The 25,946-nt window shown below is 62.4% G+C and carries 28 protein-coding genes, 1 tRNA gene and 2 pseudogenes; 10 read left to right on the forward strand and 21 right to left on the reverse strand.

All coding sequences use genetic code 11. The features are described 5' to 3' along the window. From GRI69_RS16160 to purD, 3 genes and pseudogenes are all read right to left on the reverse strand, one after another. A partial coding sequence (locus GRI69_RS16160; protein WP_237453006.1) for a hypothetical protein occupies nt 1–214 on the reverse strand: 214 nt, incomplete at its 3' end. 51 nt (nt 215–265) lie between these two features. After that, nucleotides 266–1,247: pseudogene (locus GRI69_RS14115) on the reverse strand (IS110 family RNA-guided transposase). A gap of 175 nt (nt 1,248–1,422) precedes the next feature. After that, the gene (gene purD, locus GRI69_RS14120) at nt 1,423–2,700 is read right to left on the reverse strand and encodes a phosphoribosylamine--glycine ligase (RefSeq protein ID WP_160728917.1); all 1,278 of its coding nucleotides are present in this window, start codon (nt 2,698–2,700) and stop codon (nt 1,423–1,425) included. Here purD and xseA point away from each other — a divergent pair. Genes xseA through GRI69_RS14140 form a run of 4 tightly spaced genes read left to right on the forward strand, consistent with a single transcriptional unit; the run spans nt 2,699 to nt 6,342 of the window. Beyond that, a complete protein-coding gene (gene xseA, locus GRI69_RS14125; RefSeq protein ID WP_160728918.1) occupies nt 2,699–4,162 on the forward strand; it encodes an exodeoxyribonuclease VII large subunit in 1,464 nt (487 codons plus the stop codon). The genes purD and xseA overlap by 2 nt on opposite strands. A gap of 23 nt (nt 4,163–4,185) precedes the next feature. Then, nucleotides 4,186–4,395 carry a DUF2093 domain-containing protein gene (locus GRI69_RS14130; protein ID WP_160728919.1) on the forward strand — a complete coding sequence of 70 codons (210 nt, stop codon included), beginning with the start codon at nt 4,186–4,188 and terminating at the stop codon, nt 4,393–4,395. After that, a complete protein-coding gene (locus GRI69_RS14135) occupies nt 4,392–5,306 on the forward strand; it encodes a peptidoglycan DD-metalloendopeptidase family protein (protein ID WP_160728920.1) in 915 nt (304 codons plus the stop codon). Before GRI69_RS14130 ends, GRI69_RS14135 begins: the two co-directional genes overlap by 4 nt. Nucleotides 5,307–5,355: 49 nt before the next feature. Continuing rightward, nucleotides 5,356–6,342, forward strand: a complete 987-nt coding sequence (locus GRI69_RS14140; RefSeq protein WP_160728921.1) for an esterase-like activity of phytase family protein — start codon at nt 5,356–5,358, stop codon at nt 6,340–6,342. Between the two features lie 52 nt (nt 6,343–6,394). Here GRI69_RS14140 and rpmB read toward each other — a convergent pair whose 3' ends face one another. Continuing rightward, the gene (gene rpmB / locus GRI69_RS14145; protein WP_160728922.1) at nt 6,395–6,682 is read right to left on the reverse strand and encodes a 50S ribosomal protein L28; all 288 of its coding nucleotides are present in this window, start codon (nt 6,680–6,682) and stop codon (nt 6,395–6,397) included. A gap of 156 nt (nt 6,683–6,838) precedes the next feature. Here rpmB and GRI69_RS14150 point away from each other — a divergent pair, with 156 nt between their 5' ends. Both GRI69_RS14150 and GRI69_RS14155 read left to right on the forward strand, forming a co-directional pair. Further along, nucleotides 6,839–7,294 (forward strand): nucleoside deaminase, encoded by a 456-nt coding sequence (locus GRI69_RS14150; RefSeq protein ID WP_160728923.1) that lies wholly within the window; start codon nt 6,839–6,841, stop codon nt 7,292–7,294. Nucleotides 7,295–7,384: 90 nt separating this feature from the next. Further along, nucleotides 7,385–7,966: a hypothetical protein gene (locus GRI69_RS14155; RefSeq protein WP_160728924.1), complete on the forward strand. Its 582-nt coding sequence runs from the start codon at nt 7,385–7,387 to the stop codon at nt 7,964–7,966. 130 nt (nt 7,967–8,096) lie between these two features. On the opposite strand, the gene GRI69_RS14160 is transcribed toward GRI69_RS14155, so the two are convergent. From GRI69_RS14160 to GRI69_RS14185, 6 genes are all read right to left on the reverse strand, one after another. Continuing rightward, the gene (locus tag GRI69_RS14160) at nt 8,097–8,837 is read right to left on the reverse strand and encodes a ribonuclease T2 family protein (protein WP_337191079.1); all 741 of its coding nucleotides are present in this window, start codon (nt 8,835–8,837) and stop codon (nt 8,097–8,099) included. Beyond that, on the reverse strand, nt 8,791–9,213 hold the full coding sequence (locus GRI69_RS14165) for a hypothetical protein (RefSeq protein ID WP_160728925.1): 423 nt from the start codon (nt 9,211–9,213) through the stop codon (nt 8,791–8,793). The genes GRI69_RS14160 and GRI69_RS14165 overlap by 47 nt, the downstream gene beginning before the upstream one ends. 136 nt (nt 9,214–9,349) lie before the next feature. Further along, nucleotides 9,350–9,823, reverse strand: a complete 474-nt coding sequence (locus GRI69_RS14170; RefSeq protein WP_160728926.1) for a hypothetical protein — start codon at nt 9,821–9,823, stop codon at nt 9,350–9,352. A 52-nt stretch (nt 9,824–9,875) separates the two neighbouring features. Then, complete coding sequence (gene nadC, locus GRI69_RS14175; RefSeq protein WP_160728927.1) at nt 9,876–10,736, reverse strand: carboxylating nicotinate-nucleotide diphosphorylase; 861 nt, start codon at nt 10,734–10,736, stop codon at nt 9,876–9,878. Next, nucleotides 10,736–11,539 (reverse strand): LytR/AlgR family response regulator transcription factor, encoded by an 804-nt coding sequence (locus GRI69_RS14180; RefSeq protein ID WP_160728928.1) that lies wholly within the window; start codon nt 11,537–11,539, stop codon nt 10,736–10,738. The genes nadC and GRI69_RS14180 overlap by 1 nt, the downstream gene beginning before the upstream one ends. Further along, complete coding sequence (locus GRI69_RS14185; RefSeq protein WP_160728929.1) at nt 11,536–12,753, reverse strand: sensor histidine kinase; 1,218 nt, start codon at nt 12,751–12,753, stop codon at nt 11,536–11,538. Before GRI69_RS14185 ends, GRI69_RS14180 begins: the two co-directional genes overlap by 4 nt. A gap of 72 nt (nt 12,754–12,825) precedes the next feature. Here GRI69_RS14185 and GRI69_RS14190 point away from each other — a divergent pair, with 72 nt between their 5' ends. Next, a complete protein-coding gene (locus GRI69_RS14190; RefSeq protein WP_237453133.1) occupies nt 12,826–13,434 on the forward strand; it encodes an HD domain-containing protein in 609 nt (202 codons plus the stop codon). A gap of 2 nt (nt 13,435–13,436) precedes the next feature. Here GRI69_RS14190 and GRI69_RS14195 read toward each other — a convergent pair whose 3' ends face one another. From GRI69_RS14195 to GRI69_RS14240, 10 genes are all read right to left on the reverse strand, one after another. After that, complete coding sequence (locus GRI69_RS14195) at nt 13,437–14,390, reverse strand: M48 family metalloprotease (RefSeq protein ID WP_160728930.1); 954 nt, start codon at nt 14,388–14,390, stop codon at nt 13,437–13,439. 2 nt (nt 14,391–14,392) lie between these two features. Then, nucleotides 14,393–15,079: a DsbA family protein gene (locus GRI69_RS14200; RefSeq protein WP_160728942.1), complete on the reverse strand. Its 687-nt coding sequence runs from the start codon at nt 15,077–15,079 to the stop codon at nt 14,393–14,395. A 19-nt stretch (nt 15,080–15,098) separates the two neighbouring features. Continuing rightward, a complete protein-coding gene (locus GRI69_RS14205) occupies nt 15,099–16,481 on the reverse strand; it encodes a M48 family metalloprotease (protein WP_160728931.1) in 1,383 nt (460 codons plus the stop codon). 11 nt (nt 16,482–16,492) lie between these two features. After that, nucleotides 16,493–17,419 (reverse strand): alpha/beta hydrolase fold domain-containing protein, encoded by a 927-nt coding sequence (locus GRI69_RS14210; RefSeq protein ID WP_160728932.1) that lies wholly within the window; start codon nt 17,417–17,419, stop codon nt 16,493–16,495. Beyond that, the gene (locus GRI69_RS14215) at nt 17,416–18,522 is read right to left on the reverse strand and encodes a phosphatase domain-containing protein (protein ID WP_160728933.1); all 1,107 of its coding nucleotides are present in this window, start codon (nt 18,520–18,522) and stop codon (nt 17,416–17,418) included. The genes GRI69_RS14210 and GRI69_RS14215 overlap by 4 nt, the downstream gene beginning before the upstream one ends. 40 nt (nt 18,523–18,562) lie before the next feature. Continuing rightward, nucleotides 18,563–20,731, reverse strand: a complete 2,169-nt coding sequence (locus GRI69_RS14220) for a PAS domain-containing protein (RefSeq protein WP_160728934.1) — start codon at nt 20,729–20,731, stop codon at nt 18,563–18,565. A 101-nt stretch (nt 20,732–20,832) separates the two neighbouring features. Then, nucleotides 20,833–21,279, reverse strand: coding sequence for a DUF2141 domain-containing protein (locus GRI69_RS14225; RefSeq protein WP_160728935.1), 447 nt, complete (start codon nt 21,277–21,279; stop codon nt 20,833–20,835). Next, nucleotides 21,276–21,992 (reverse strand): sterol desaturase family protein, encoded by a 717-nt coding sequence (locus GRI69_RS14230; RefSeq protein ID WP_160728936.1) that lies wholly within the window; start codon nt 21,990–21,992, stop codon nt 21,276–21,278. Before GRI69_RS14230 ends, GRI69_RS14225 begins: the two co-directional genes overlap by 4 nt. Before the next feature lie 50 nt (nt 21,993–22,042). Next, on the reverse strand, nt 22,043–22,528 hold the full coding sequence (locus GRI69_RS14235) for an MmcB family DNA repair protein (protein ID WP_160728937.1): 486 nt from the start codon (nt 22,526–22,528) through the stop codon (nt 22,043–22,045). A 47-nt stretch (nt 22,529–22,575) separates the two neighbouring features. Beyond that, nucleotides 22,576–22,974 carry a hypothetical protein gene (locus tag GRI69_RS14240; protein ID WP_160728938.1) on the reverse strand — a complete coding sequence of 133 codons (399 nt, stop codon included), beginning with the start codon at nt 22,972–22,974 and terminating at the stop codon, nt 22,576–22,578. A 110-nt stretch (nt 22,975–23,084) separates the two neighbouring features. Here GRI69_RS14240 and GRI69_RS14245 point away from each other — a divergent pair. The 3 genes and pseudogenes from GRI69_RS14245 to GRI69_RS14250 all read left to right on the forward strand — a co-directional run bounded on the left by GRI69_RS14245 (nt 23,085) and on the right by GRI69_RS14250 (nt 24,699). Beyond that, nucleotides 23,085–23,161: transfer RNA gene (locus GRI69_RS14245), tRNA-Arg, on the forward strand. 146 nt (nt 23,162–23,307) lie between these two features. Then, a pseudogene (locus tag GRI69_RS16445) lies at nt 23,308–23,493 on the forward strand (DUF6538 domain-containing protein); the annotation flags it as partial. Between the two features lie 102 nt (nt 23,494–23,595). Beyond that, nucleotides 23,596–24,699, forward strand: coding sequence for a site-specific integrase (locus GRI69_RS14250; RefSeq protein WP_237453134.1), 1,104 nt, complete (start codon nt 23,596–23,598; stop codon nt 24,697–24,699). 574 nt (nt 24,700–25,273) lie between these two features. Here the strand turns inward: GRI69_RS14250 and GRI69_RS14255 are convergent. Further along, complete coding sequence (locus tag GRI69_RS14255; RefSeq protein WP_160728433.1) at nt 25,274–25,816, reverse strand: recombinase family protein; 543 nt, start codon at nt 25,814–25,816, stop codon at nt 25,274–25,276. Nucleotides 25,817–25,946: the final 130 nt, after the last annotated feature.

Raw genomic sequence — 25,946 nt, forward strand, 5'->3', positions numbered from 1 at the left:
CCATCTGTGGACGCCCCGCAGGATGCAAGCGGTATTTTGAGAGGTTTGGCACGTAGTCGGATGCTGCCATCTGTCCGGCCTCCTGGTGCAGCTTTTCGTGCTGCGGGCCCGTATGGGAGTTCGCGGACCGGAACCACATCACCCTCAGCGTACTGATGAAGCACGGTGGAAAGCCCTGGTTCTTCCGGTCCCGTCTCGCCGACTGTTTTGCCATACTCTCCTTCGTCCGCCTACGTCCTTCCGGCGACCTCTGGTCCGGCCCGGCTTACGCCGCGACCGAGACCGGAGCCCTGTAATCCTCGTTCTTCGTCAGCACTGCCCAGACGATGCGCGCGGTCTTGTTCGCGAGCGCCACCGTCACCAGCATGCGCGGCTTGCGCGCCATCATCTGTTCCAGCCACGATCCCGCGGGTGCGCCGCGCCTGCTTGCCTGGAGCACGACCGCGCTGCTGCCGATGATCAGCAGCCGCCGCAGCGTTCGCTCGCCCATCTTCGAGATCGCGCCGAGCCTCTGCTTGCCGCCGGTCGAGTGCTGGCGCGGTGTAAGCCCGACCCATGCGGCAAAGTCGCGGCCCTTGGCAAAGGTGCCGGGCGGAGGTGCAAGTGCGGTGATCGCGGTTGCCGTGATCGGTCCGATGCCCGGGATCGTCATCAGCCGCCGCGCGGTCTCGTCTTCGCGGGCACGCCGGGCGATCTCCCGGTCAAGTTCGGCAATGCGCTCGCTGAGCACTGCCATCTGATCGAGCATTATCTCCAGTACCGGCCGTGCGCTCTCGGGAACCGCGTCGGGATCCTCAAGCAGTGCGGCCAGCTTCTTCATGTGCGCCAGGCCTTGCGGCGCGATCCAGCCATGCTCGGTCATGTGACCGCGAACGGCGTTGCTGATCTGCGTGCGTTGCTTGACCAGCAGGTCGCGGGCCCGGAACACCAGCGCGGCTGCTTGCTGTGCTTCGGTCTTTACTGGCACGAACCGCATGCTCGGGCGCTGCGCCGCCTCGCAGATGGCCTCGGCATCCGCAGCATCGTTCTTCTGGCGCTTCACGAACGGCTTTACGTAAGCTGGAGCGATCAACCGGACATCATGGCCCAGCTTCGTCAGCTCACGCGCCCCCGCAAGCTTCCAGGACCACCTGGCAGGAGGGCTGCGAGGCAAAGAACGGCAAGATCTTCGCCCTGCTGACCTTCTTGCGAAGCGCCGCACGGCCCGAGGCATCGGCCCCGTGGACCTGGAAAACAGGCTTTGCGATATCTCACCCGATGATGCTAACTTCCGACATGGACGCCTCCTCTCTAGTGGTGTTCAAACACCTCCACTATGGCACATCGATGCCGCCGGGGGGCGTCCAACCCATCACCCCAAATCGGACAAATCAGGTATTTGCGATCGGCGCCGAAAGCGGACACGAGGTCGTCCGACCCTGATTATCCTTGCCGCTCCCGCCTCACTTCTCTTTGCCCGATATCGCGGCGGCAGAAGCCGTCCTTGAAGTCGATAGCGTCGACCGCGCTGTAAGCCTTGCTTTGCGCCTCGGTGACGCTTGAGCCGCTGGCAGTCACGTTCAGCACGCGGCCGCCGCTGGCGACCAGCTGTCCGCCTTCCAGTTTTGTGCCCGCGTGGAAGACCTTGGCGCCGTTCGCCTCGGCCTCGCCCAGATCGATGCTGCCGCCCTTTTTCGGGGTGCCGGGATAGCCCTCTGCCGCCATCACCACGGTCAGCGCGAAGTCGTCGCTCATCTTGGGTGCCTCGATCTCGCCCAACCGCCGCTCGGCGCAGGCCAGCATCAGTTCCACGAGGTCGCTTTCCAGCCGCATCATCAGCACCTGGCATTCGGGATCACCGAAACGCACATTGTATTCGATCAGCTGCGGCCCGCTCTTCGTCAGCATCAGCCCGGCGTAGAGTACGCCCGTGTAAGGCATGCCTTCCTCGCGCATGGTGCGCACGGTGGGTTCGATGATCTCGCGCATCGCCTGGTCGCGCAGCGCGTCAGTCAGCACGGGCGCGGGTGAATAGGCACCCATCCCGCCGGTGTTCGGTCCCTCGTCACCGTCGCCCACGCGCTTGTGGTCCTGCGCGCTGGCGAGCGGCACGATGGTTTCGCCGTCGGTTAGCGCGAAGAAGCTCGCTTCCTCGCCGGTCAGGAACTGCTCGATCACAACCTCGGAGCCTGCGCTGCCGAAGCGGCCATCGAACATTTCCGACAATGCGTGCTGCGCTTCCTCGCGAGTTTCGGCGATAACCACGCCCTTGCCCGCGGCCAGCCCGTCGGCCTTGAGCACGAAGGGCGGGTCGAATTTCTTGAGCGCACCCCACGCCGCCTCCAGCGAGGTGCAGCGTTCGAACCGGGCCGTCGGAATATTGGCGCGTGCGCAAAGATCCTTCGTGAAGCCCTTGCTGCCTTCCAGCTGCGCCGCCGCCTTGGAAGGGCCGAAGCTGAGGATGCCAGTCTCCTCGAGGCTGTCCGCCAGTCCTTCCACCAGCGGGCCTTCGGGGCCGATCACCACCAGGCCGACGGCGTTATCCTCGCAGAACTTGACCACGGCACCATGATCGCTGCTATCGAGCGCGACACAGGCGGCGCATTCTTCCATGCCGGGATTGCCGGGGCTCGCCCACAGCTTGTCGCAGCGCGGCGATTGCGCCAGTTTCCAGCACAGCGCATGTTCGCGGCCGCCGCCGCCGAGCAAGAGGATATTCATGGCAAGTTTCCCACCGAATAGAGACAATGACGGACTGGTAGCGAAGCCCCGCCCCGGCGACAACGCCGAGCCGCTGTCGGTGAGCGAAATCTCGCAACTGCTCAAGCGGACGGTGGAGGATCGCTTCGGCTTCGTGCGGCTGCGCGGCGAACTGTCTGGCGTAAAGCGCGCGGCATCGGGCCACCTTTATGCGGCGTTGAAGGACGAGCAGGCGGTGATCGATGCAGTGATGTGGAAAGGCAATGCTGGGCGTTTGCCCTTCCGGCCGGAAGACGGGCTGGAAGTTGTCGCCAGCGGCAAGATCACGACCTATCCGGGGCGCTCCAAGTACCAGATCGTGATCGAGCGGATGGAACTGGCGGGCGAAGGCGCGTTGCTGGCGCTGCTCGAAAAGACCAAGGCGCGGCTGCAGGCCGAAGGGCTGTTCGACGAGAGCCGCAAGCGGGCGCTGCCCTTCCTGCCGCGCACCATCGGTGTGGTCACCTCACCCACCGGCGCAGTGATCCGCGACATCCTGCACCGACTGGCGGACCGCTTTCCGAGCCGGGTGATCGTCTGGCCGGTGCTGGTGCAGGGGCAGGGCGCTGCCGACCAGGTGGCGCGCGCGGTGCGCGGCTTCTCCTCGATGGCGCAAGACCATCCCGACCGCCCCGATCTGGTAATCGTGGCACGCGGCGGCGGATCGATCGAGGATCTGTGGAGCTTCAACGAGGAAGTGGTGGTGCGCGCCATTGCCGAATGCTCGATCCCCACGATCAGCGCGGTGGGGCACGAAACCGATACCACGCTGGCCGACTTCGCCGCCGATCGCCGTGCGCCGACGCCGACTGCCGCTGCCGAAATCGCGGTGCCCGTCCGCGCCGAGCTTGCCGCCGCCCTCGCCGATTATGGTGCGCGCAAGAAACGCGCGATCCTGCGCCCGGTGCAATTGGGCCGCGAGCGGCTGGAGGCGCGCGCCGAGCGGCTGCCGTCGCCCGGGGCGCTGTTGCAACCGCAGGCGCAAATGCTCGACGAACTGGCCGAGCGGCTGCGGCGCGGGCTGCAGGACCGTGCAGGGCAGGGGCGCGAGAAGCTGGGCAATCTGCGGCTTGTGCCAGCCATGCTGACGCGCGGCTTGCGCGAGGCGCAGCGTTCGCTCGCGGGCGTGCGCCTGTCGCCTGCCGCGGTGCGCAAACCGATTGCCGAGGGGCGAGAGCGGCTGGCGGCGCTGGAGCGCGTGATGCGCTCGCTCGATCCCGATACGGTGCTGAAGCGCGGCTATGTGCGGGTCACCGGGCCAGACGGGCGGACGCTGACCGACCGCGCCGAGGCCGCGAGGGAAGCAGTGCTGACGCTCAAGTTCCGTGACGGCGACCTTGCCGTCTCTACCGGGGATGCGCCGCCTCCCTCAAGCTCGCCAGCGTCCCGGCCAAAGCCTGCGAAGAAGGGAACAGCGCCCGCGCAAGACGATTTGTTCGGATAGACACGGCCTGCTAGAGAGCTTCCATGCTGATGAACAAGAATTTGGGCCCCGCTTCGGGCGAGGCCAAGCTGCAATACGGACCCAATGGCTTTCGCGTGCTGCGCGCGGGTAATCACGTGTTCTGCGCGGCGAGCGGTGTGCCGATCCCGCTGGAAGAACTGCGCTACTGGTCGGTCGAGCACCAGGAAGCCTATGCCACGCCCCAGCTCGCCACGGAGCGGCTGAAGCCGTGAGATTACGCCGGGTCGCGCCGCTTTTCCTCCTTGCCGTATCAGCCTGTGTCGCGCCTTCGCAGCCGGCGCCGGTCGAGCCCGCCCCGCCAAGCGAGGTCGTGCAGCCGGTGCGCGCGCCTGCGCCTGCTCCGGCACCTGCGCCAACACCTTCACGACCTGCGGCGTTCTCCTTCGAGGGCGAGCTGACGCAAGGCGGCTGGATTCGCGGCACGGTTCCGGGCGGGACCGAAAGCGCGGCACTGGGCGAAACCGAGCTTGCCTTCGACGAGGAGGGCAATTTCTTTGCTGCATTCGACCGCGACGCAGGGCCGAGCGAGACGCTGGTCGCCACGCTGGCTGATGGCAGGGTGATCGAGAGCCCGGTCGCCATTTCGCAGCGCGACTGGGACATAGAGAGGGTCAATGTCGCCAGGCGTCCCTCGTCATCTTCGGAAGCCTTCCTCGCGCGCCGCCGACCCGAGCTCGAGGCGATCTGGAACGCGCGGCAAGAGGAAACCCCGGCAGACGGCTGGCGGCAGGACATGGTCTGGCCGGTGACCGGGCGCATCTCGGGCCGGTTCGGGTCTCAGCGCATCTACCGCGGCGAACCGGGCAGCTATCACTCCGGCCTCGATATCGCGGGCGGCGCGGGAACCACCTATGTCGCCCCCGCCGATGGCATCGTGGTACTGGCCGAACCCGATTTCAGCCTCGAAGGGCAGCTCCTCATTATCGACCACGGGCAGGGCCTCAACAGCGCCTTCCTGCATTCCTCCGAACTCTTCGTGCGCGCTGGGCAGGCGGTGAAGCAGGGGCAGCCGCTCGGCCGCATCGGCTCGTCGGGCCGCGCGACGGGGCCGCACCTCCACTGGAGCCTCGTGTGGCGGAACCTGCGGCTCGATCCGCTGCTGTTCCTGCCGCCGATGCCCTGACGCCTTTCGCTCAGCCTAGCGACAGGCTAGCTGCCCCACAGCCATGCGCGTGAAGCGGAAACTCCTTGCCGGACTGGTCGCCCTCGGCCTTGCTCCCGGCACCTTCGTGCGCAGCGAACCGCCGCCACCCGATTTCGATTCCCCGGTCACCATCGAACGTCTCGAAACGAAGCGGTTGCGTGCCGGGCCGCTGGTGCTCACAGGCGCTTGGGAGCTTAAAAGCGAGAACGATCATTTCGGCGGCTATTCGGCGCTCATCGCCCGCGGACAGGACGATCTTCTGGCCGCCAACGACCGCGGCCGGCTGATGTACCTGCCACGCCCGGACCTTTGGGAGGAGCCGCCCGAGGTCGACGAGTTCCTGAATTTCTGGCGTGTCGACAAGAGCCACGTCGATCTGGAAGCCCTCACCAGCGATCCCGAAACGGGGCGTGTCTGGGCGGCGATGGAATGGGCGCAGGAGATCACCCGCTTCGACCGGCAATTGCGCCAGCGCGCGAGCATTCGTCCGCAGGAGATGGAGGATTGGCCGGGCAATGCCGGACCAGAATCCATGGTTCGGCTGCGCAGCGGCGAGTTCGCGGTGATCAAGGAATATCCGCTCGAAGGCGGACTGCACGACGCGCTACTGTTCCCGGAGGACCCTACGGAGGGGTCCGAGCCGATACGCTTTCGCTTTCAGGCGCGCGACGGATTCCGTCCCTCCGATGCCGCGCTCCTGCCAGACGGGCGGATCGCGGTGCTCCTGCGCGGTTTCCGGCTCGGCCTGCCGCCGCGTTTCCCGGTACTGATCGCGATTGCCGATCCTGCGGGTATCGAGGCGGACGAAGTGCTCTCCAGCAAGGTCATCGCGCGGATCGCGGACCCGCTGCCCAGCGAGAATTTCGAAGGGCTCACGGTGATTGACCAAGGCCAGGGGCGTTGGGATTTCTGGCTGATTTCGGACGATAATTTCGCCAGCTACCAGCGCACCCTGCTGCTCAAGCTGACCTGGGACCGCCGTGCAGGAAGGGCACGGCAAAAGGCGCGCAGGTGAACCCGCGCGCCCTTGCGTGATCGATCGGATAAGCGCCGAAGCGCCGCGCACCTTACGAGGCGGCGGCAGCCTTCTTCAGCTCGCGCTTCACCTTCAGCGCACCGGCCGAAAGCTTTTCGTCGTTAGTCTTGAGCAGCCAGTTGTCGAGACCGCCATTATGTTCGACCGAACGCAGGCCCTGCGTCGAGACGCGGAACTTGAAGCTGCGATCCAGCTTCTCGCTCATCAGCGTAACCTTCTGCAGGTTCGGCAGGAAGACCCGCTTGGTCTTGTTGTTGGCGTGGCTCACATTGTGACCGACCTGGCGGCCCTTGCCGGTGAGTTCGCAAATGCGCGACATGGATTTGTCTCTCGTTCGAATGGCTGGGCGAGTTCCCTTGGCCGCAAATGCGGGCGGGGGCCTCATTTATCCCGGAAAGCGGCGCGCATAGCGGCGAGGGTACGAATCGTCAAGCACGTTGCGCGGGCGCGAACCTAGGGGTAGCGAGGCGCTGGTATGACAGGCTGGACCCTTCCGCAACCGATGCAACGTGCGCTCAAGCTGGCCGAAGCCTCGGCGGCAGCGGGCGAAGTGCCGGTGGGCGCGGTGATCACGCGCGGCGGTGAGGTGATCGCCGAGGCACACAATACGCCGCGAGAGACCTGCGACCCCACCGCCCATGCGGAGATACTGGCGATTCGCCGTGCAGCCGAGACGCTGGGGCAGGAACGCCTCACGACATGCGAACTGTGGGTCACGCTCGAACCCTGCGCCATGTGCGCAGGCGCCATCGTCCATGCGCGGCTGGCGAAGGTCTATTACGCCGCGAGCGATCCCAAGGGCGGCGGGGTCGAACACGGCGCGCGGGTGTTCGAACAGGAGCAATGCCTGCACCGGCCCGAGGTGTATGCGGGGATCGGAGAGGCAAAAGCGGCGGAACTGCTGCGCGCATTCTTCCGGGAGCGGCGATAGGCGGCCTGTCAGCTTACGACGCCTTTGCGGTCATTGGCAGCCATCTGATTTCCGGGTTAGACAGCCGCACATGAGAGTTCGCTATCAGAAATGAGGATATTCGCGCTTCTCGCTGCAATATTGTTGATTGCTGCCTACAGCTGGCGAGTCTCGATAACGGGAAAAGACGACGATCCGCCTTTGACTGATTGGTGTCCCGCTCCCGATATTTGCGTCCCGGCCGCCGATGTCCGCGATTTGAAAATTCCAGATTATGCGCTTTCCCAAAGCGCGATACCGACCGAGTTCTCCGTTCCGGGATTTGCTGTCGGTGGGGTCGCGCCGGAGGCGTTCAACATCTCAGTGCACCCAGAACCGTCAGCGGAATTGCCGAATTTCGAGGTGATAGAGCGTGATGCTCGACAGGGTTTTGATCGCATCAGATACGCCGGAAAATTTGGAAATCTGAGCAATTGGCGTGCCATGGTGGGCGGGCGCATTCGGGAGGGAGGAGACTTTTTTTCCGGAGAGGGAATCAAGTTGTTTTGCGTAAAGGCGGGGCGTTGCATTGTCCTCGTCCATGACGGTCGGTTTGAGGCGCAATTTGATATTGCTGAAGCCGAGGTCACAAAATTGCCCGCTTACAGGGACCGGTTGCTACAGGTTTTTAAGGGCTGGAGGGTGGAAGAGTGAGCGACGTCTATGAAGAGGAAGTAGCCCAAGCATAGACGAGAGCGGAAGCCGGGGCCGGGCCGCTGCGCAAAGCGGGGATCAGCAAGACTAACGTCGGTTTCCCACCCCAAACCAGACATCGGCCAGTCGTTCACAATCCCCGCCAGATTTTGGCCGCCTTTCCATCCTGCGCTCCCAACCGGCGCTCATCACACGCCTTGGGCATGAAGCGCCTGTCGTAACAGAGACGCAGTTCCTCCAGCCATCCCTTGCCATCCAGATGCACGCCGACCGCTTCGGGAAACCAGCCTAGGTTGGCGTCGGCGAAACGGGTGCGGATGGTGCCTGCGGTGAGATCGTCCTCGCGGCTGATGTGGACGAAGTCGGGCCACTGGAGGCCGCCGTACAGGATGCGGGTCACCTTGAGATAGGTTTCCGGGCGGCGTGTCATGCAGGTGCCGTGCTTGGCCCATTGGCGCGCTACCAACTGGGCGTCGGGACTGATGCAGAGGTTCCTGCGCAGCGCAGCCAGCTCCATCGGTGTTCGGCTGCACCACTGCGGCCAGCTGCGCCCGCTGTCGGGCCAGAGCCCGTGGACCGTAAAGCCAAAACGCCCCTCGCGCCCCGAACACTGCCGCGTATGGCGGCGCTCGGTCTCGCGGAAGCGGCAGAACTCGGGTGACCAGCTCAGTGCCAGTGTATATCCGTTGACGGGCAGCCGGCGCGGCTCTTCGACCTCCACCTTTGGCGCTTTCACCGACCGGGGCAGGCTGCACTGGAAGGCCTGCGCGTTTAGCGCCCCGGGTGACCCTAGCGCAAGAATGGCCAGCAGGAAGGCCGCAGACCTAGGAATGGTCTTCGAGCGGTATGGCTTCAGCGGCGAACCACGCACGCGCGGTCGGCACGAAGCTGAAGGCAACGGCGACGGCCTGCAACACGACCGCGGCCACGCCCACGATCACGCTGCTGCCCCGTTCGTTCGCAATTATGCTGCTCAATTCCCAGCCTTGCCAGATCAGCAGGCCAAGCATCAGATAGCGAACGAACCCGATCCGCAGCCTGGCGGTCATGAACCAGAAGACCAGCATGATGCCGACCATGAAGGCGATGCTCGCGATCAATAGCGTATCGGGGTCCAACCCGCGCCGTACCAAATCACCGCTCGCGCTATCCCTTAGCGCGTCGTAATCGCGCACTGCATTCGCCAGCACCAGTGCGATGGCACCGAAATACAACAGTTCGAAATTCTTGATAGCCTTTGGCCGCATGGCCTGATTTCCCCCACCTCTACCGCACCTAACAAAGGCGACGGGGGGGGGAAGTCAAGAACGATGTGGGCGAGTGTGTCGCGCTCACTTCGGTCTCGTCGATCCGCCCGGCACCGCGGCAATCAGACAGTTGTCCTTATTTCAAATCGACGCCCGATTTGAATTCGTCCCTGCGCTTTCCCTCGTTGCGGGCCGCGAACCATTCTTTGGAGTCGGGTCGGAAGGTCATCCAGATCGCGAGCAGCGAAAGGACGGTCGAGATCACACCAGGAATGTGCATCGCGCCGAAACCGCCCACCAGTTCGAAGGATGCGGGCAGCTGAATCAGACCGTATGCAACCAGCGCGATATATATCCACTTGATGAATTCGATCCGCTTCACCGAAATCAGGAACCAGAGCGCGACATAGATGAGCAGGCCGACCACCAGGCCGATGGCGGTGATCGTTTGCAGCGTGCCCTCGCCAAGCGCCGCCTGTGTTGCACCCATTTCCTCCGAGGCCATGACCTCTTCGATTGCACCCCACCCCAGAGCCATGCCGATGATGCTGAACGCCATCGAGCCCCAGAAGAAGAGGTTGAACTTCTTCATCGAATCCGGTTTTGCCATCTGTCTCAATCCCCCTGATCAATCCCTGATCGCTGAGGGGTCTGCGCGAAAATCAGAGCGGGGTAAAGTCCAGACCGATGTCCGCCGCAGGCGCGCTTTGCGTGAGCCTGCCGACGGAAACGTAATTCACCCCCGTCGCCGCCTTCGCGCGGATCGTATCAAGGTTGATCCCGCCGCTGGCTTCGGTGGGCACGCGCCCTGCCACAAGCGCCACGGCTTCGCGGAGGGTCGGTGGCTCCATGTTGTCGAGCAGAAGGCGCGTTGCGCCCGCATCCAGGGCCGGTTCGATCTGATTGATCCGGTCGACCTCGCAAATGATGTCCTTCACGCCTGCCTCGACCGCACGGCGTACGGCCTCTCCCACGCTTCCTGCGACGAGCACGTGATTGTCCTTGATCATCGCCGCGTCCCAAAGGCCCATGCGGTGGTTCGCCCCGCCGCCCATCCGGACGGCATATTTCTCGAGGTGGCGCAGTCCCGGAATGGTCTTGCGCGTGTCGAGCAGGGTGCAATCCGGATTGTCCATGACGCGCACATATTCGGCCACCATTGTGGCGATGCCCGAAAGGTGCTGCATGGTATTGAGCGCGCTACGTTCGGCGGTAAGCATGGCGCGGGCATTGCCTTCCAGCCGCATCAGGTCGGTACCTGCAGGAACGGCACTGCCTTCCTCGACTAGGATTTCGATCTGCATGTCGGGATCGAGCGCGCGAAAGAAAGCCTCGGCGACAGGCAGGCCCGCGACATGGATCGCATCGCGGGTGTCCATTGCGCCCGAGAAGCGCGCATCGGCGGGGATCACACTCTCGCTTGTAACATCATTGCCTCCACCGGGAAGGCCCTCACCTAGGTCCTCGGCCAGCGTGTCGCGGACGAATGCATCGAGATCGAACCCGTCGAGATGGAACGGCATCAGTGGACGAAGCGCGCCACGACATCGCGATAGGAGCGGCTCACCTTCACCTCTGCCCCGCTGTCGAGCACGAGGAAGCATTCGCCATTGGTGTGCGGCTTCACCTGCCGGACCTGGTCGAGATTGACGATCGTGCTGCGATGGACGCGCTGGAAGGTTCGCGGGTCGAGGCGACGTTCGAGGTCCTTCATGGTCTCGCGGAGTATCAGCGAATTGTCGCCGGTGTAGATGCACATATAGTCGCCCGCAGCTTCGATATGCTCGATCGTTTCGACCTCGACTCGGAAAATCTGGCCGCGGTCCTTGATGTTGATCAGCTTTTCGTAGCGCCCGCCCGTGGTCGATTCGGTTTCCTCGCCTTCCATGTCGCCCACCGCCTCGGGTGCCACTTCGGACAATACGCCGCGCAGCCGATCGGCCTCGTCGCTGCTCTTCTTTTCGGCGAGGCGCTGGCGCACGCGTTCGATCGTGTCGGCCAGCTTGTCCTCGTCGACCGGCTTCATCAGGTAATTGACCGCGTTTGCCTCGAAGGCGCGGATCGCGTGCTCCTGGAACGCGGTGACGAAGACGAACAGCGGGGGATCGATCTCCATCACCCCCTGGACGACCGAAAAGCCATCGAAGCCGGGCATCTGGATGTCGAGGAAAACAAGATCGGGCTTGAGCGTCTTGATCGCGCGGATCGCTTCACGACCATTCTGGCAGGTTTCGATCACCTCGACATCCTCGAAAGGCTCCAGCCGCAGTTGCAGGCCCTGGATAGCGAGTTTCTCGTCGTCGACGAGGATCGTTCGGATAGTCATTTGGCGGTACTTACCTTCTGGGGGGGATTCTCAGTTGCAACGGTTGAAGCGCTGGCCGGTTTCCCGTCACCTGTCGCGGACACTGCGGCAGACGGCTCCACCTCATCGGCGAATTCGTGGGGAAGCTCGATCAGCACGGTAAACCCGCCACTTTCGGGCGAGCGGATTTCGAAGCGGTGATCGTCGCCATAGGCCTGCGCCAGACGGTCGCGGATGTTGGCGAGACCGACTCCGGTGGAATCTCGCCGCTTATGCGTGGCCATGACTGCGGGCAGATCATCGGATGCGCCGCCGACGTCGACGCCGGGACCAGTATCGGAGACCGTGATTCGCAGTCGGGGACCAACGATCTGGGCAAGCAGCGAAATCTCCGCCCCTTCTTCTTGCGGGCTGACGCCGTATTTGATCGCATTCTCGATCAGCGGCTGGAGGAGCATGGAGGGTATCTGCGCCTTGGCGGCATTCTCCTCGACGCGGAATTCGGTCTGCAGGCGCTCTTCGAACCGCATGCGCTCGATCTCGAGGTAGAGCTTCAGCGTTTCCACCTCTTGCGCCACGGTTACCTTGCCTCCCGGCTGCGTGACGAGCGTGTGCCGCAGGAAGCTGGACAGGCGCGTGAGCATCGCATTGGCGGGTTCGGTCTGCTTGAGCAGCACCAACGTGCTGATCGAATTGAGCGTATTGAACAGGAAATGCGGATTGAGCTGATAGCGCAGCATGGCGAGCTGGGCGCTGGTTGCCTGCGCCTCGAGCCGCTCCAGCCGGTCGGCCTGCTGTTCGACTTGGAGGAAGAAATTGATGGCGTAATAGAGCGCCGACCATGCGCCGAGCAGCGTCAGATCGAAAAAGTAGATGCCGATGAAGATGCGGACGAAATCGGAATCGGCGGAAGACCCGGTCAGCCCCAGCACCCAGCTGTCGATGAACGAATAGATGCCGACCGCGACCGCCAGCGTGGCCGCGGTTCCGCCCCATGTGACCAGCGGTTTCTGCCGGATCAGATAGGAATAACCGACAGACAGGATCAGGCTGATCGAAAAGCCGGTGATCGTAGCGATCAGTATGACGAAAAAGAATTCGAGCGGCTGGCCATTGGCAAATGCCGACATGGCGCGCAGCAGCGCGGTCCCGCCCCAGCCTGCCAGCTGGAGGTTCCAGAACGCCTGGTTCTTGTTCTCGAAGAAGGGCGTCGGGGCGAAGGGCAGCACGGCCATTTGTCTTGCTCCTAGCCCAATTGCGCAGGGCTTTGCCAGTCGCTACTGTCGCATGCGAGCAGGAGAGACGTCATGAACAAGCCCGCAAACCTCGCCCATTCGATGGTCGAACGCGCCAAGTTCCGCGAAATGAAGGATGGGACGAAGGAAGATTGGGCGATCATCGGCGCCGAATACCGCGAATTTGCCAAGGACCTGCCTGACCGTGTGCTGGACCATCTGAAGCTGCTCGACGGCGATTTCGGCGGCTTCCCCGTCTGCCGGCTCGAACATTCGCTGCAGACCGCAACGCGTGCGCACCGGGATGGGCGGGACGAGCAATATGTCGTGATGGCACTGCTTCACGATATCGGTGACACGCTCGGCAGCTACAACCATCCGGAAGTCGGCGCGGCGATCATCAAGCCGTTCGTGACCGAAGAAGTGCACTGGATCTGCCAGAATCACGGCGCTTTCCAGGGCTATTACTATTTCCACCACCTGGGAATGGACCGTGACAGGCGGGAAAATTTCCGCGCCTCTCCGCATTTCGGTGCCTGCGCGGAATTCTGCGAGAAGTACGACCAGGCCGCCTTCGATCCGGACTATGACAGCGAGCCGCTGGAATTCTTCGAACCGATGGTCCGCCGCGTGATGGCGAAACCGCTGGCGTCGATGTACGCGAAGGCCGTGGAGGAATAGGCTCAGCGCGCTAAGAAGCGGCTGGCCCAGTTGGCCTCGCCGCGCTTCCAGTCGCGGCGTGCGATATCCGCCTCGAGGATTGCGATTTCCTCTTCGATCATCTGCAGCCGTTCGTCCCAGCCGTCATGCGTGCGCTTGCGCAGCAGGCCGCCGGAATGTTTGGGACCCCAGGCTTGCATCCAGCGCGCCGCCGCATGGGGATCATGCCCGGTGTTCCATAGCAGCCAGGGCATCATCCGGTCCGCCACCCGCTCGCTCTCGCGCGTCTGGCGCCAGTTCCAGTCCTCGCTTTCCTTGCGGTTCGGATGGTCGAGCAGTACGTGCGCCAGTTCATGCGCAACGGCGGCGGCGAATACATCGCGTTCAAGACCGAAGGCCGGAAAATCGACCCCGAAGAAGACGGTATCGGGTCCGGCATAAGCCTCATCGCCCGGGGTCAGCCGATATTTTGCCGCGCAGACTATTTCGCCGGTGACATAAGTTTCTCCGCCGTGGTCATTGAAGGAGAGCGCGATCCGGCCATCTTCGAGGCTTTCGGCCATCGCGTTCTCGATTTGCAACGTTCGCTCGACCGTGGGGCGGGTTGGCTTCCAGGTCAGTTCGACATTTGCGGTATCGATGGCGAACAGAGTGCGGTTGGGAATGATCCCGGCTTGTGCCCCGGGCGAGCCTTCTGCCACTGCCTGAACACCTATGTCCCCTGCCAGCGAGAGAGCTTGCCTGACTTGGTCTGCCTGCGCGTAATTATGCGCGTCGTGGATCAGCAGCCCGATCGAATTGACAGTTCGCGGGCAGAACGGGCTGTTGGCGCGGGCCATCTGCCAGCCGGTGTCGAACAATAGCCCTTCGCGGCGCTGGAATTCGGCAAGCGGGTTGGTCTCCTCTGCGGCTGCCATCCCTGCCGCTGGCGCAAGCAGGAGCGCGAGGCTCAGGCCAGGAAAGAAGCGCAGCGCCAATCTCAGCCTTCGCTATCGCCGACGATCTGCGCCAGCCGGTCATAACCGACCGCACCTTCGATCACCTGGTCTTCGAACACCCAACTGGGCGTGCCGGTGAAGCCAAGCTGGCGGGCGTAGGCAGCATTGCGCGCCAGTTCTGCGGACACTTCGTCCGAAGATCCGAATTCGCGCGCGGCATCCATATCGATGCCTGCGGCCTCGGCGGCCCCGGCGATGTTGGCCGCGGTGGGCTGGCCGTTGGCGAACATGGCGTGATAGAATTCTTCGAACTTGCCCTGTTCTGCCGCAGCAAGACCCATGCGCGCCGCCGCTTCGCTACCGTCGAAGATCGGCCATTCGCGCACGACCACCCTCAAATCGGGATCGTCGGCGATCAGGCGGTCGATGTCGGGGACGCTGGAGCGGCAATACCCGCAGGCATAATCGGTGAATTTTACCAGGGTCTTCGAACCATTCGGGTTACCCAGAACGGCTCCTTCGAATGGCTGGGAAAGATTGCCGGAAACCGATGCGAGCCGGTCCTCGGCCTCTTGCGCCTGATAGGCATTGGCCATTTCTGGCAGGATATCGGGATTGCTCACGAGGTATTCGCGCGTTTGCGAATGCCCCAACCCGCTAAAGGAGAAGGCAGCCGCACCGGCGAAGCCCGCCAGCAGAGCGACCAGCACGGTCAGCACATGTCTCATCAATTCACCCACCCGTTGCTCAGCGCCTGCGATCGTCGCATTCGGCCCTGTCCATTTCGCACAACTGTTCCATCAGCGCACGCGCTTCCATGGCGATATCCTGCGCCCGCAGCCAGTCGGGCGAGCCATAAGGCAATTCCGCCTCCGCTGCCCGGGCGCTGCGCAGGGCCAAGGGATATTGCCGGTTCATCACCTGCTGTTCAGCACTGGCGAGCCGCGCGCGGGCCATGTCACCCCTTGCGGCATAGACCACGCCCAGCTGATACCAAGCGAAAGGATTGTACCGATCACGCCCGACAGCAGCGCGCAAAACGCGCTCGGCCTCTTCATAATTCGCCTTGTCCTCGGTCGCGATCAGAGCGTGTCCGAGCATGGAAGCGATCAGCGGTTCGGAACGGGTGAGTTCGGTGGCGCTTCGCAGCGGATCAAGCGCTTCATCCGCACGTCCGGATTCGAGGAGCACCTGGCCCTTCAGTTCAAGGAAGTAGGGATCCCGCGGGGATCGTTCGATCAGCATATCTGCAGCTGCCAGCGCGCGGTCGATCCGGGCTTCCTTGTGATAGGCATAGGCCCGCGCCAGCAGGGCAGGAGTCGAATCGTCACCTTCGGGATAATCGCGCAGCGTATATTCCGGCTTGGCCACATATCCCTGGAGCTTGGCCTTCACGCGTTGAAACCGTCTTTCCCACTCCTGATCGAGCGGGGCGTTCCAGGCGGCATCCTTGCGATAGGTGTCGGTGAGCTTGGATATGCGATCGCCCGATAGGGGGTGAGTCCGGTAGAAGCCCGCTTCGTCGTTCTGCAGGATGGCGCGGCGATTTTCCTGATTGAGGAGCTTTTCGAAAAACGCGAGCGAACCCTTGCCGGTAATGCCGGCCTCGGAGAGATATTCGGCGCCTGCCGCGTCCGCGCTCGCTTCCTGCGTCCGGCTGAAGGCGAGGAACTTGCCAAGGGCAGCCTGCTGCCCTGCGGCGATGATGCCCATCGCCGCTTCGCCGCCGCCCACCAGGGCTGCGCCGATCCCTGCCAGCATGGAAAGAATCGAAATCTTGCTGGCGGTAGCGAGTCCTTCGCCGGTGCGGATCACATGCCCGCCGGTGACGTGGCCAAGTTCGTGCGCGATCACGCCCTGCACTTCGTTGGCGGTGTCTGCCGCATCGATCAGCCCGCTATGGATATAGACCGCCTGCCCGCCGGCGACGAAGGCGTTGATTGAGGGATCGTTGATCAGGACGATATCGACATTGCCCGGCTCGAGCCCCGCCGCCTCGATGAGCGGCGCGGAAATTTCGTCGAGGAATGCCTCGGTCTCCGCGTCGCGCAGGATCGACTGCGCGGCTGCGGGCTGGGCGACGAGGACCGCGAGCGCGAAAAGGGCGAGGATATGGGAGAGCAGGCGCATCGGCTGCGACACTAGGGGGTTTCGGCCTGAACCGGAACTGAAACCGGAACCGCCGCCTGAAGGAATTGCGCCACTCTTTCGAAGACGAGCGGATCGCGGCGCCAGGGATGGGTCAGGGCGAGCAAGGGATCGTTATGTGTCTTGCCCGGAAGATAGAGCGTTTCGGCCCTTGCTCCTGCCTCCTGCAGAGCGTGTGCGAGCGCCTTGGAATTGCGAATCCTGACGACCGTATCGTTTTCGCCATGAACCAGCAGGACAGGCGGCGCGTCGCCGCGTACATTGTTGACCGGCTGGCTTTCCGCGCCCGCGCCAACGCTGGCAAACGCAGCGCGGCTGCGGTCGGTATCGAAGGGGTGGAAATCGTAGGGACCCGCAAGGCCGACGACGGCACGCACTGCCTCTTGCGGGACGCCCGCCTTCTCCAGCCAACCGGTATCGAGGGCCACCTGCATCACGTTGTAGGCTCCTGCGGAATGCCCTGAAAGCACGATGCGATCGGGATCGCCGCCATAATCCTCGATATTGTCGTACACCCAGCCGACTGCTGCCGCGGTATCCTCCAGCATAGCCGGATATCGCCCGGGTTCGTTCAGCCGATAGCCGCCGAGCACAACGACATAACCTTCGGGCGCGATATTGCGCGCAATGAAGCCGTAATCCCTGGGATCGCCGTGCGCCCAAGCTCCGCCGTGAAAGAACACGAAGACCGGCAGGGCACCAGATGCGGATTTGCCGCGATAGACGATCAAGCGCTGTTCAGGGTGGCTTCCGGTACTGGCCCGGTGTACCAATTCTACTCCGGTATCGGGTCCCGACAGACGGTCCACCGCATCGAGCACTGTGGGACCATTCTGCCGGACTGCCAGCCAAAACGCGAGCGCGGCAACCAGCAGGAGACCCAGCAGGACTGCGGCGATCCACATCATCCGGCGCTTCACTCTGCCGCCTCGGCGTTGCCCTTGCCGACCGAGTCGACAATCTTGGTCGCCTCGCCATCTTCGAGCAGGCCGATCGCGCCGAGAAATTCGTGCCCCTCGCTGTACCCTTCGCCCAGCCATAAAGGGATTCCGGCAGCCTCCAGCGCAGCCTTGGCAGCCTTTTCTTCGAGGCTCATCGCTTGGCCCACCTTGCGGATGAAGACTGCGCGAATACGGTCGGGGGCGGCGACGGCAATTTCCGAGAATGCAGTCAGGTCGCCCTGGGAATCGTCGCCGATCAACGCGAATTTCATCTCCGGATAGGTCGCGATGATCGCTTCGATCGCCGTTCGCTTGTGTGCGCCGTGGCTGGAGGAGCCGAAGGTTTCGCGGTTCAACCCCCAATCGCGCAGGCTTATGGGGCCCAGCGGCAGCCCGCGTCCCTTCATGTAGGCGACGAGATAGGAGAACAGGTTCCACGGGCTGGAGGAAACGTAGAAGAACGGCCGCCGTGAGGCGTATTGGTGATCGCCGGCGTGACCTTCGCCCTCGGGCAGGCCCTGGTTGCCGCCGAGCGCATTATAGAAAACGTCTGCCCCTGGCACGAGAATGCGTTCTTCCGGCATCTGCATCAGCACGCGCCGCCAATTGCGCATAACCGCGCGAAAATTGCCGGTGATGCCTGTTTCTATGATCGTGTCGTCGATGTCGGAGATCATGGCCAGACCCGTCGCGGTTCCGGGCGCGAGAACGTGGCCGTCGACGCATTGTGCGCCCTCGCCGTTCTGCCAGTGCAGCGTTACCGTTTCCCACTGCGGGTATTTCTCGTAGTCCCACTCCCCTTCCAGCCGGATGTCGAACTGGACGAAGCCTTCCTGGTCGCTGATCGCCTGATGGCGCCGCGTCTCACCGTTCGGCGATTTCACCTCGAGTTCGACGGGCAGATCGGGGACTTCGTGGCTCGCGAACTGCGCCATCATGGTGCGCAATGCTCGCCATTTGCCGGGTTTGCCGAACTCGCTCTTGCGCGAACGCAGCGCGCGGACGGTGATGAACAACCGTTCGCGGTTGCGATAGCCGAAATAGGGCTGGATGCGGACGGGCGCGCGGAAAGCGAATGGCATGGCGGTGCGCTAGCCTGCGCGCCGCCCGTTCCCAAGGCCTTTATTTGCTGGCGAGTTTGAGCGTGGCCGTTTCCATCAGGATGCTGTCATGCGGTACTTCGCCGACGACCTCCGTGTCTCCATTCGCCTTGCGGCGGACCATCACCAGCGCCAGTTCCGGCCCGTTCTCCGATAATGCATCGATGGGGAATGGCTCGACGACGCCATGGCTGGTGCCGGGATGGCGTTCCGAAGCGATCACGGCCTTGATGCTGACGTCGAACGCGCGCCCGACAGCTTCGTAAAGGGCCCTGCGGCCGAGATCCTCGGTCGTACGGGCTGCTTCCGTCAGGTCGCGCACCGCGGCAAGGAGGCCGGTAAGGCTCTCGGGATCCTGCGTCTGCCAAGCATCGCCGGCGCCTTGCGCTTCGGATCCACCAGCTTCCACCAGCGCAACCGACTCTTCTTCGTAAGTTTCCTCAGGGAACGCAGCTTCAGCGATTTCGAATTCGTCGTAATCGGATTCCGCGGTAGGCTCTTCCTCCGCTGCTTCGGCAAATCCTTCGTCCACCTCGGCTTCCGTTTCGCCGGGCCATTCCTCGATGATCATTTCCTCGCCCAGTTCGAGCGGTTCTGCCAAAGCCTCCTCCCTGTGCTGGAAACTCGCAGTCTCGGTGAGGTCGGGCTCTGCAATGTTGATCGATTGCCCGAACAGGATATGTGCCGGTTCTTCGTCGACGTAGCTGTAAGTGTATGCGTTTTCGCTCTCAGTGTGCGGTTCGTCAGGTTCGATCGCACCTTGATTGTTCCACTCGTAGTCAGAAACGTCCGCTGAGGGCGTTCCAGTATCCTCCGCGAATGATTCCGGAGCATGGTCGTCCTCTACCTCATCGGCAGCGGTGTAACTGGGGTACGCATAGTCGACCGGCGCTTCGTCGGCGAATTCTCCGTCCACATGGTGCGCTTCGAACTCGGCTTCGTCCTCTTCTTCATAGGGCTCGGGCGACAGCAGCGTATCGACAGATGGCGCCTTGGGACGGAAGAGTTCGCTATCTTCCTGCGCGCCTTCCTCGTCTTCGGGACGGGTATCTGCCAGCGTGCCGAGATCGACCGTCTTTTTCCCTCGCGTGCCGGCATTGACCAGCGCCAGCAGGCGGCTGTTGAGATCTATGTTCGCCAGCGGGTTCACCAAGTCGTCGACATCTTCGGCTTCCGGTTCTTCCTCGTCCCAATCCGGCAGGCCGTAATCGGCTGCGGTCGTGATTCCAGCGGGCGAGACGTCTTCGTCGGAATTTTCAGAAGCTCCGCCCAAGGGGTTGCCGAGTGCATCGACGGCTCGATTGCGCTTAGGCGTTTTGGGCGCTTCATAGTTCCCGGAATCCTCGGAATAGGATTGGTTGTCGTCGTGTCCAAAACTGGGGACCGGCAATTCTCTGAAAGAGCCCGTCTCCGCCGGAGCATCGCGCAACTCGAGGATGTTGTCTTCGGCTTCCAGGTGATTTTCCTCAATGTGGTCTTCTGCAACTTCGGGCGACTCTTCTGCTGTGTCGTAAGCATGGAAATGGCCGATCTCTGCAGTCGCCTCAGACGTATTTTTCAGCGCCGCGCCTTCAGCCGGTGCGTCGAATTCCATCGCGCGGTCTATTTCCTCAAGGAGAGCATCCGCCGTTCGGGCGTCGGCGATTTCCTTCCAGTTGATGACCGCATAAACGAAGTCGATCGTGTCGGAATCGCTCGAATAGGGGAGAAGGATGCCGCGATATGCGACCGTCGTGCCCTTGGCGTTGGCCGATTCGGCTTCGAAGCTGACCGGAGCCTGGGCGGAGACCACGTCTAGATAATTTTCGGCGATTTTGCTCAGCAGCGAATCGCGCGGAATTTCCTGCAGGGTCTCGATGGCATCGCCTAGCCGGCATTCCCTGCTCAGCTCCTTACCCATGAACTGGATCGTGGGCGTGGTGCTGCCGGTCGAGAAATCGAGTAGCACGCTGTAAGGTCCGAAATCGCCAAGGAATTCAGGTTCTAGGTCCTCGATATGCGGCAGGCTCTCGCTGCCTAGCAGGCTGGACCAATGGTTGTACGCGCGCACCTGCATGCGGCGTTCATCCTGGCCTACGGGCGAGGGGGGCGGGTTGGAATGTGCGCCATCGTCGGCATAGCCGCCTTCATCGCTATCGTCGAAATCCCGGCCTGCACCGAATGCGCCGAATTCTCCGCCAAGCCTGTCCATTGCAGCAAATGCCCCCGAAACGAGTGATAATCGTGGGAAGGCTATGCGCTGCGCGTACTGAAAAAATGGTTAAGGTTAATCGATTCCTGCGTGCTGCTGAGTCAGAGCATGTAACGCATCTTGATTGCCATCAGGCGATAATCGCCATTCACTTCGAAAACGGCATCTGAAAAAGCTGGCGGGCCCATGCGCACCGGCGCATCCCGGGAAAAGCCGAAGCCTTCCTTGGGCATCATGCCCAGCGCGCGGTCCGCCTTGCCGTTGGAATTCTCGTCATGCAGCAGTGCGATCGCATAGCGCCCCGGTTTCACCCCGGTGAAAGTCATTGTGATGGTCCCCTCGCGCGCATCCACCTTCGCGGCGTGGGCACCCTTCACCCCGCGGCATTTCGGAAAGCTTTGCTCTGCGCCGGTCATGCACGCGCGTACCACACCGTCTGCATTACGCAGGTTGGTAACGGAGATGGTAATGGTCGATCCATCCGGCTTGGCTGGTGTTCCGGCACCCAGCGCCAGCGCAGCAAGCGTCAGGAGGGCCAGACGCCTCACAGCGCCTTGCTCAGCCCCTTGTCGGTTCCGCAGAGCCGGTCCCAGAACCGGAAATAGAGGCCGTAGTTGCATCGATACTCTTCATGGTGTCGTTGATGGTGGCTGGCGGTTATCAGCCACCCCCCTAACGCCGAGTGAACCAGTTTGCGCGGAAACATCTCCCAGCCCATGTGGTTGGTCACTCCCATCAAGGTCATCACCAGCAGTACCAGCCCGAGCATGGCCACGTGGATCGGCACGATGAACACCAGCAGCGGAATGACGATGGCCCCGGTGATCGCTTCCCATGGATGAAAGCTCATCGCGGCCCATGCGGTAGGCGGCCGGCTGGCGTGATGCACCGCATGCATCGCCCGAAACCAGGCCGGCCGGTGCATGAGGCGGTGGGTCCAGTAGAACCAGGTATCGTGCAGGAAGAGATAGATCAGCGGCGCCAGCGGCAGGTACCACAGCGGCAGCGCGTCCCATTGGGTATAGATCCGCGTCCAGCCCCGCTCCTGCCAACCCCAGGCGACAATCCCGGCGGGAATGCCGTAAATCGCCGCCGATGCGAGCGACCAGCCGATTTCCTTGCGGATCTGCCCGCCCAGCTTGGCGTGATATTCCGGTAGCCGGCGATGAGTGAGCCACGCGAACGCCCCGCTCGACGCAAGATAGCGCAAGGCGACGATCCCGGTCATGGCTGCGGCGGAAAGAAGGATGGCGGTCCACATGGTGTGAGCACCCTATGCCGCAAAGCGAACCGGATTCACAAGCAATCTGGCTATTCGCTATTGCCCCACGGCGCACAATGCGGATCGATCGCCACGGTGGCGCGGCGCATGGCGGCGCGGGCAAGCCGCTCAACCTCGGTCTTGCGGCGGGCCGCAGCCAGCGGATGAAGCGGCGCTGGCCGAACGATTTCGCCATCATAGCCGTCCGCCACCACGATGCCGCAGCAGTCGGGGCGATAGTCCGCTCCATCGAGGATATTCCGGTCGATCTGCGGCGGAAGCCCCCAATAGAAGCGATCGCAGAAGTCGAGATAATCGGGCCACTTGCCATCGCCCAGCAAATCACCACGCTGGACCTTTACTTCAACTATGACGATCCTGCCCTTCGTGTCGAGACCCATCAGATCAGCGCGTCGTCCGTTGCGCAGCGGCATTTCAGGCATCAGCCAGATATCATTCCGGGCGAACAGGCGCTGGATGCCGCGGCAGACGCTGCCGGCATCGAGTGGGGTGTCGAGAACAGGGGAATCGCGCATGGCGTTCAAATGGAACAGAAAGCGAACGTGGTCAAGCGCCCGAACCTCTACTCCTGCTGTGCGAGAGCCAGAACCGCTGCCCGCGCGATGTGGAATTCGCGCCACAGGGTGAGCGCTGCGCTGGTCGTATCCTGCCCGCTTGCCGTCATGGACAGCAGCGCCCGCAGGCCCGGTCGCATGACGGCGGCGAGATCGTCGATGCCTCGCGCGATCATTTCGAGCTTGGTACCGCCGAGTTTGGCGGCCCGCTGCGGCAGGCTGCGAACCTCTTCGGTTACTTCTTCTTCACCGAGTTGGGCGAGAATTCCCACGGCTGAGGCCGCCTCGTGCACCGCGTCCCACTGGCTGGCGAGTGCAGCGGGCTCTTTCATGCGCTCGTCCGGCTTCCCGGCCGGCGGCAGCATCGTCGCAAGCGACAGGTCGAATTCGTGGGACATCGCGCTCATGGCTGGCGAAGCTACGCCCGAGCACTTGCCAATTACCTAACGCAGGATTCACTTTCGCGATTTTTCTGGCAGCATGGCAGACGCCTTGCTAAGCGGCCCGCCCACGGTATGCACCCGTAGCTCAGCTGGATAGAGCGCTGCCCTCCGAAGGCAGAGGCCACAGGTTCGAATCCTGTCGGGTGCGCCAGCTTCCAAAAACCGTCGAGAAACGAGCATCTTGCGGACGCTGGTGATGTAGCGTGTAGCACATCGGTGTCGCACACCGACCATTCCCCACTTGATGCAACCGCTTGTTCCAGCGGACAGTCTTACTCAACGGCGTGTGGCACAACTGTGTATCACAAGCGCCTTCGGGGCATTTGGCGTCGAGGGGGAATCTGGCAATTTCGCGTTCGAGTGCCCGCCGACCTCGTTACGGTTATCGGCAAGACACACATCAATCGCACGCTCGGGACCGCAGCATATCCTGATGCTCTCGCACGGTGCCGAACTGTCGCGTTGGAAGTAGCCGACTGGTTCGAGACGATGCGGGTCGGTGGCTCGATGGTATTCAAACCATCAACTGCTCAACCTCCTGACCCACCACTACGCCCTTCAGCATCTCACCGACGCGGTATCACAATGGCCGAGGCGTGGGATTGTTATCTTGCCGACCCGAGCAGCACTCGAACACGCAAGACGACTCTCGCCTATGAGACGGTGAAAAACTTGGTCGTGTCGGTTCTCGGAGCAGAGACACTGGTCGCCGATGTCAGTCGGCAGGATTGCCGACGAGTGCTGGACACGCTGCGTCACCTTCCCCCGAACTACGTTAAGAAGTGGCCCGACATGACGCCAGTCGCAATAGCCGATTTGGCGACACGGGACGGTTTGCAGCCAATGGCTGCTGCGAACTGCAATGGCTACATGACGCGCTGGGCGGGCATGATGAATTGGCTGGTGAAGGAGGAACTGGCTGACCGAAACCCGTGCATCGGTTTGCGCGTTGCGGACCCAGTGCCTGTGCGGGACAAGCGCCGTCCGTTCTCGAAAGGCCAGCTTCAACGCATCTTCGCTGGGCCGCCGTTCGAGGCTCTCAAGTATCCCTGCTCAACTACGTTCAGCCCATCCTGGCCATCGCGATTTTACGTGCCGCTCATCGCTCTGTTCAGCGGGTTGCGGCAAAACGAAATCTGTCAGCAAACGACTGACGACATCGCCGAAATCGATGGGGTCCCATGTTTCATGGTGAAGAGCGACCCTACGCGCGGAAAGCGCGTCAAGACTGCCTCCTCCGAGCGTGCGGTGCCAGTGCATCCTGCTTTGGTGCGGGCGGGCTTGTTGGAATATCACCATGAAAGATGCTCGTCGGGTGAAACGAGGATGTGGCCTGACTTGGCACTGGACAGGTTCGGCTATGCATCTGCCTACTTCTCGAAATGGTTCGCACGCTACCTCGCGCAAGAAGGCGCGAAGCTCGACCGCACCAGCTTCCACAGCTTCCGCCATTGCTTCCGTGATTCGCTTCGCGCTGGTGGTGTCGAGCGTGAAGTCGCATTTGCCCTTGGTGGATGGAGTGGCTCGCGCTCAGGAGCAGTGGCGATTGGTGACCTATACGGCAGCGGCTATCCTATAGCGGCGTTGAACGATGCAATTTCCCGCGTGTCCTACGATGTCGATGCGTTGCGGCCCTTAATGGGGGAGTCGAGTTCCTCGACCCCCAACAGTTGTGCCACACGCCGTTGAGTAAGACTGTCCGCTGGAACAAGCGGTTGCATCAAGTGGGGAATGGTCGGTGTGCGACACCGATGTGCTACACGCTACATCACCAGCGTCCGCAAGATGCTCGTTTCTCGACGGTTTTTGGAAGCTGGCGCACCCGACAGGAGCGGACAAGGAGGCATCACCGTCCAGTAAAGCCTTTACCAACGCTGTTCGCGCTTCGCGTGAGCGTGAAGGCAGGCTGGCAATGACGGCTTCGGCCCAACGTTGGTCATCGTTGTAATGGGCGTCGGTGACATCGCCAGCAGCGGTATCGGTCGTTTTCGGCATGACGATTGTTTCGGCGTTTTCGGTGACGGTCTTTTCGGTCATCGGTCGAGCGTGCCATAGTTCGTCAGTTGGTCAACGATATCACGCCGATGACCGATGATGCCGATGACCGTGGAGAAGATTATTACACGCGCCATAGGGAACGCTACAATGCGATTCGAAGTCCATGCCGATGCGAGCATGGCCCACGCCGCATTGTGCCCCGTCGGATTGACATTGTAAGGTTTCACCTATGGCCAGGATGGCCGTAGAGCAGTTCTGATGGCCTTCAGGCTGCGAGTGCTCGATAGACGCTGGCACGACCGATGTTCATCTCACGGGCGATTGCAGAAGCTCCCATGCCTTTCTGGTGAAGTGCCTTGACCTGCTTATGGTCGATGGTTGCGGGACGGCCTTTGTAACGTCCATCGGCCTTGGCCTTCGCGATGCCTTCCAACTGTCGTTCACGGCGGATGTCATTCTCGAACTGCGCAACGGCACCAAGGATGCTCAACATCAACTTGCCCGTGCTGGTATCGGTATCGACACCGTTTTGGTTGATGCAGCGGAACGCGACACCTTTGCTCGCCAGTGTCTCGATGATGCGGTGAAGGTCACCGACCGACCTTGCCAACCTGTCGAGCCGCGTGACGATGAGCGTGTCGCCTTCCCGAACGAAGTCGAGTGCATTGGCGAGTTCGATACGGTCTTTGGCCGAACGACCAGACATCTTCTCGGCGAAGACCTTCTCGCATCCAGCATGGGCCAAAGCTTCGTTCTGGATATCGAGCGACTGTCCCGACGAACTCACCCGTGCGTATCCGACCAGCATCCGCGTCTCCTGTCTCGTTAGGCTCTAGGCCACGACATCGCAGATGTTTCGAATCTGTCAGCAACTCATTTGGGACGCCGAAACTGTCTCACGCCGATGTCCCGCTCGGGCTTAGCCATGCGGGATGGGG

It is taken from the genome of Qipengyuania vulgaris (assembly GCF_009827325.1).
Taxonomy (GTDB): Bacteria; Pseudomonadota; Alphaproteobacteria; order Sphingomonadales; family Sphingomonadaceae; genus Qipengyuania; species Qipengyuania vulgaris.

Excerpts from the sequence above, each read along its gene's own strand:
- GRI69_RS14230 (WP_160728936.1), bottom strand. The coding sequence starts at position 21,992 with ATGTGGACCGCCATCCTTCTTTCCGCCGCAGCCATGACCGGGATCGTC.
- GRI69_RS14155 (WP_160728924.1), top strand. The coding sequence starts at position 7,385 with ATGAGGATATTCGCGCTTCTCGCTGCAATATTGTTGATTGCTGCCTAC.
- xseA (WP_160728918.1), top strand. The coding sequence starts at position 2,699 with ATGGCAAGTTTCCCACCGAATAGAGACAATGACGGACTGGTAGCGAAG.
- GRI69_RS14235 (WP_160728937.1), bottom strand. The coding sequence starts at position 22,528 with ATGCGCGATTCCCCTGTTCTCGACACCCCACTCGATGCCGGCAGCGTC.
- GRI69_RS14205 (WP_160728931.1), bottom strand. The coding sequence starts at position 16,481 with ATGCGCCTGCTCTCCCATATCCTCGCCCTTTTCGCGCTCGCGGTCCTC.
- GRI69_RS14130 (WP_160728919.1), top strand. The coding sequence starts at position 4,186 with ATGCTGATGAACAAGAATTTGGGCCCCGCTTCGGGCGAGGCCAAGCTG.
- GRI69_RS14170 (WP_160728926.1), bottom strand. The coding sequence starts at position 9,823 with ATGGCAAAACCGGATTCGATGAAGAAGTTCAACCTCTTCTTCTGGGGC.
- GRI69_RS14220 (WP_160728934.1), bottom strand. The coding sequence starts at position 20,731 with ATGGACAGGCTTGGCGGAGAATTCGGCGCATTCGGTGCAGGCCGGGAT.
- GRI69_RS14185 (WP_160728929.1), bottom strand. The coding sequence starts at position 12,753 with ATGGCCGTGCTGCCCTTCGCCCCGACGCCCTTCTTCGAGAACAAGAAC.
- purD (WP_160728917.1), bottom strand. The coding sequence starts at position 2,700 with ATGAATATCCTCTTGCTCGGCGGCGGCGGCCGCGAACATGCGCTGTGC.
- GRI69_RS14150 (WP_160728923.1), top strand. The coding sequence starts at position 6,839 with ATGACAGGCTGGACCCTTCCGCAACCGATGCAACGTGCGCTCAAGCTG.
- GRI69_RS14255 (WP_160728433.1), bottom strand. The coding sequence starts at position 25,816 with ATGCTGGTCGGATACGCACGGGTGAGTTCGTCGGGACAGTCGCTCGAT.
- nadC (WP_160728927.1), bottom strand. The coding sequence starts at position 10,736 with ATGCCGTTCCATCTCGACGGGTTCGATCTCGATGCATTCGTCCGCGAC.
- GRI69_RS14250 (WP_237453134.1), top strand. The coding sequence starts at position 23,596 with ATGGCCGAGGCGTGGGATTGTTATCTTGCCGACCCGAGCAGCACTCGA.
- GRI69_RS14190 (WP_237453133.1), top strand. The coding sequence starts at position 12,826 with ATGAACAAGCCCGCAAACCTCGCCCATTCGATGGTCGAACGCGCCAAG.
- GRI69_RS14200 (WP_160728942.1), bottom strand. The coding sequence starts at position 15,079 with ATGAGACATGTGCTGACCGTGCTGGTCGCTCTGCTGGCGGGCTTCGCC.
- GRI69_RS14180 (WP_160728928.1), bottom strand. The coding sequence starts at position 11,539 with ATGACTATCCGAACGATCCTCGTCGACGACGAGAAACTCGCTATCCAG.
- rpmB (WP_160728922.1), bottom strand. The coding sequence starts at position 6,682 with ATGTCGCGCATTTGCGAACTCACCGGCAAGGGCCGCCAGGTCGGTCAC.
- GRI69_RS14215 (WP_160728933.1), bottom strand. The coding sequence starts at position 18,522 with ATGCCATTCGCTTTCCGCGCGCCCGTCCGCATCCAGCCCTATTTCGGC.
- GRI69_RS14165 (WP_160728925.1), bottom strand. The coding sequence starts at position 9,213 with ATGCGGCCAAAGGCTATCAAGAATTTCGAACTGTTGTATTTCGGTGCC.
- GRI69_RS14240 (WP_160728938.1), bottom strand. The coding sequence starts at position 22,974 with ATGAGCGCGATGTCCCACGAATTCGACCTGTCGCTTGCGACGATGCTG.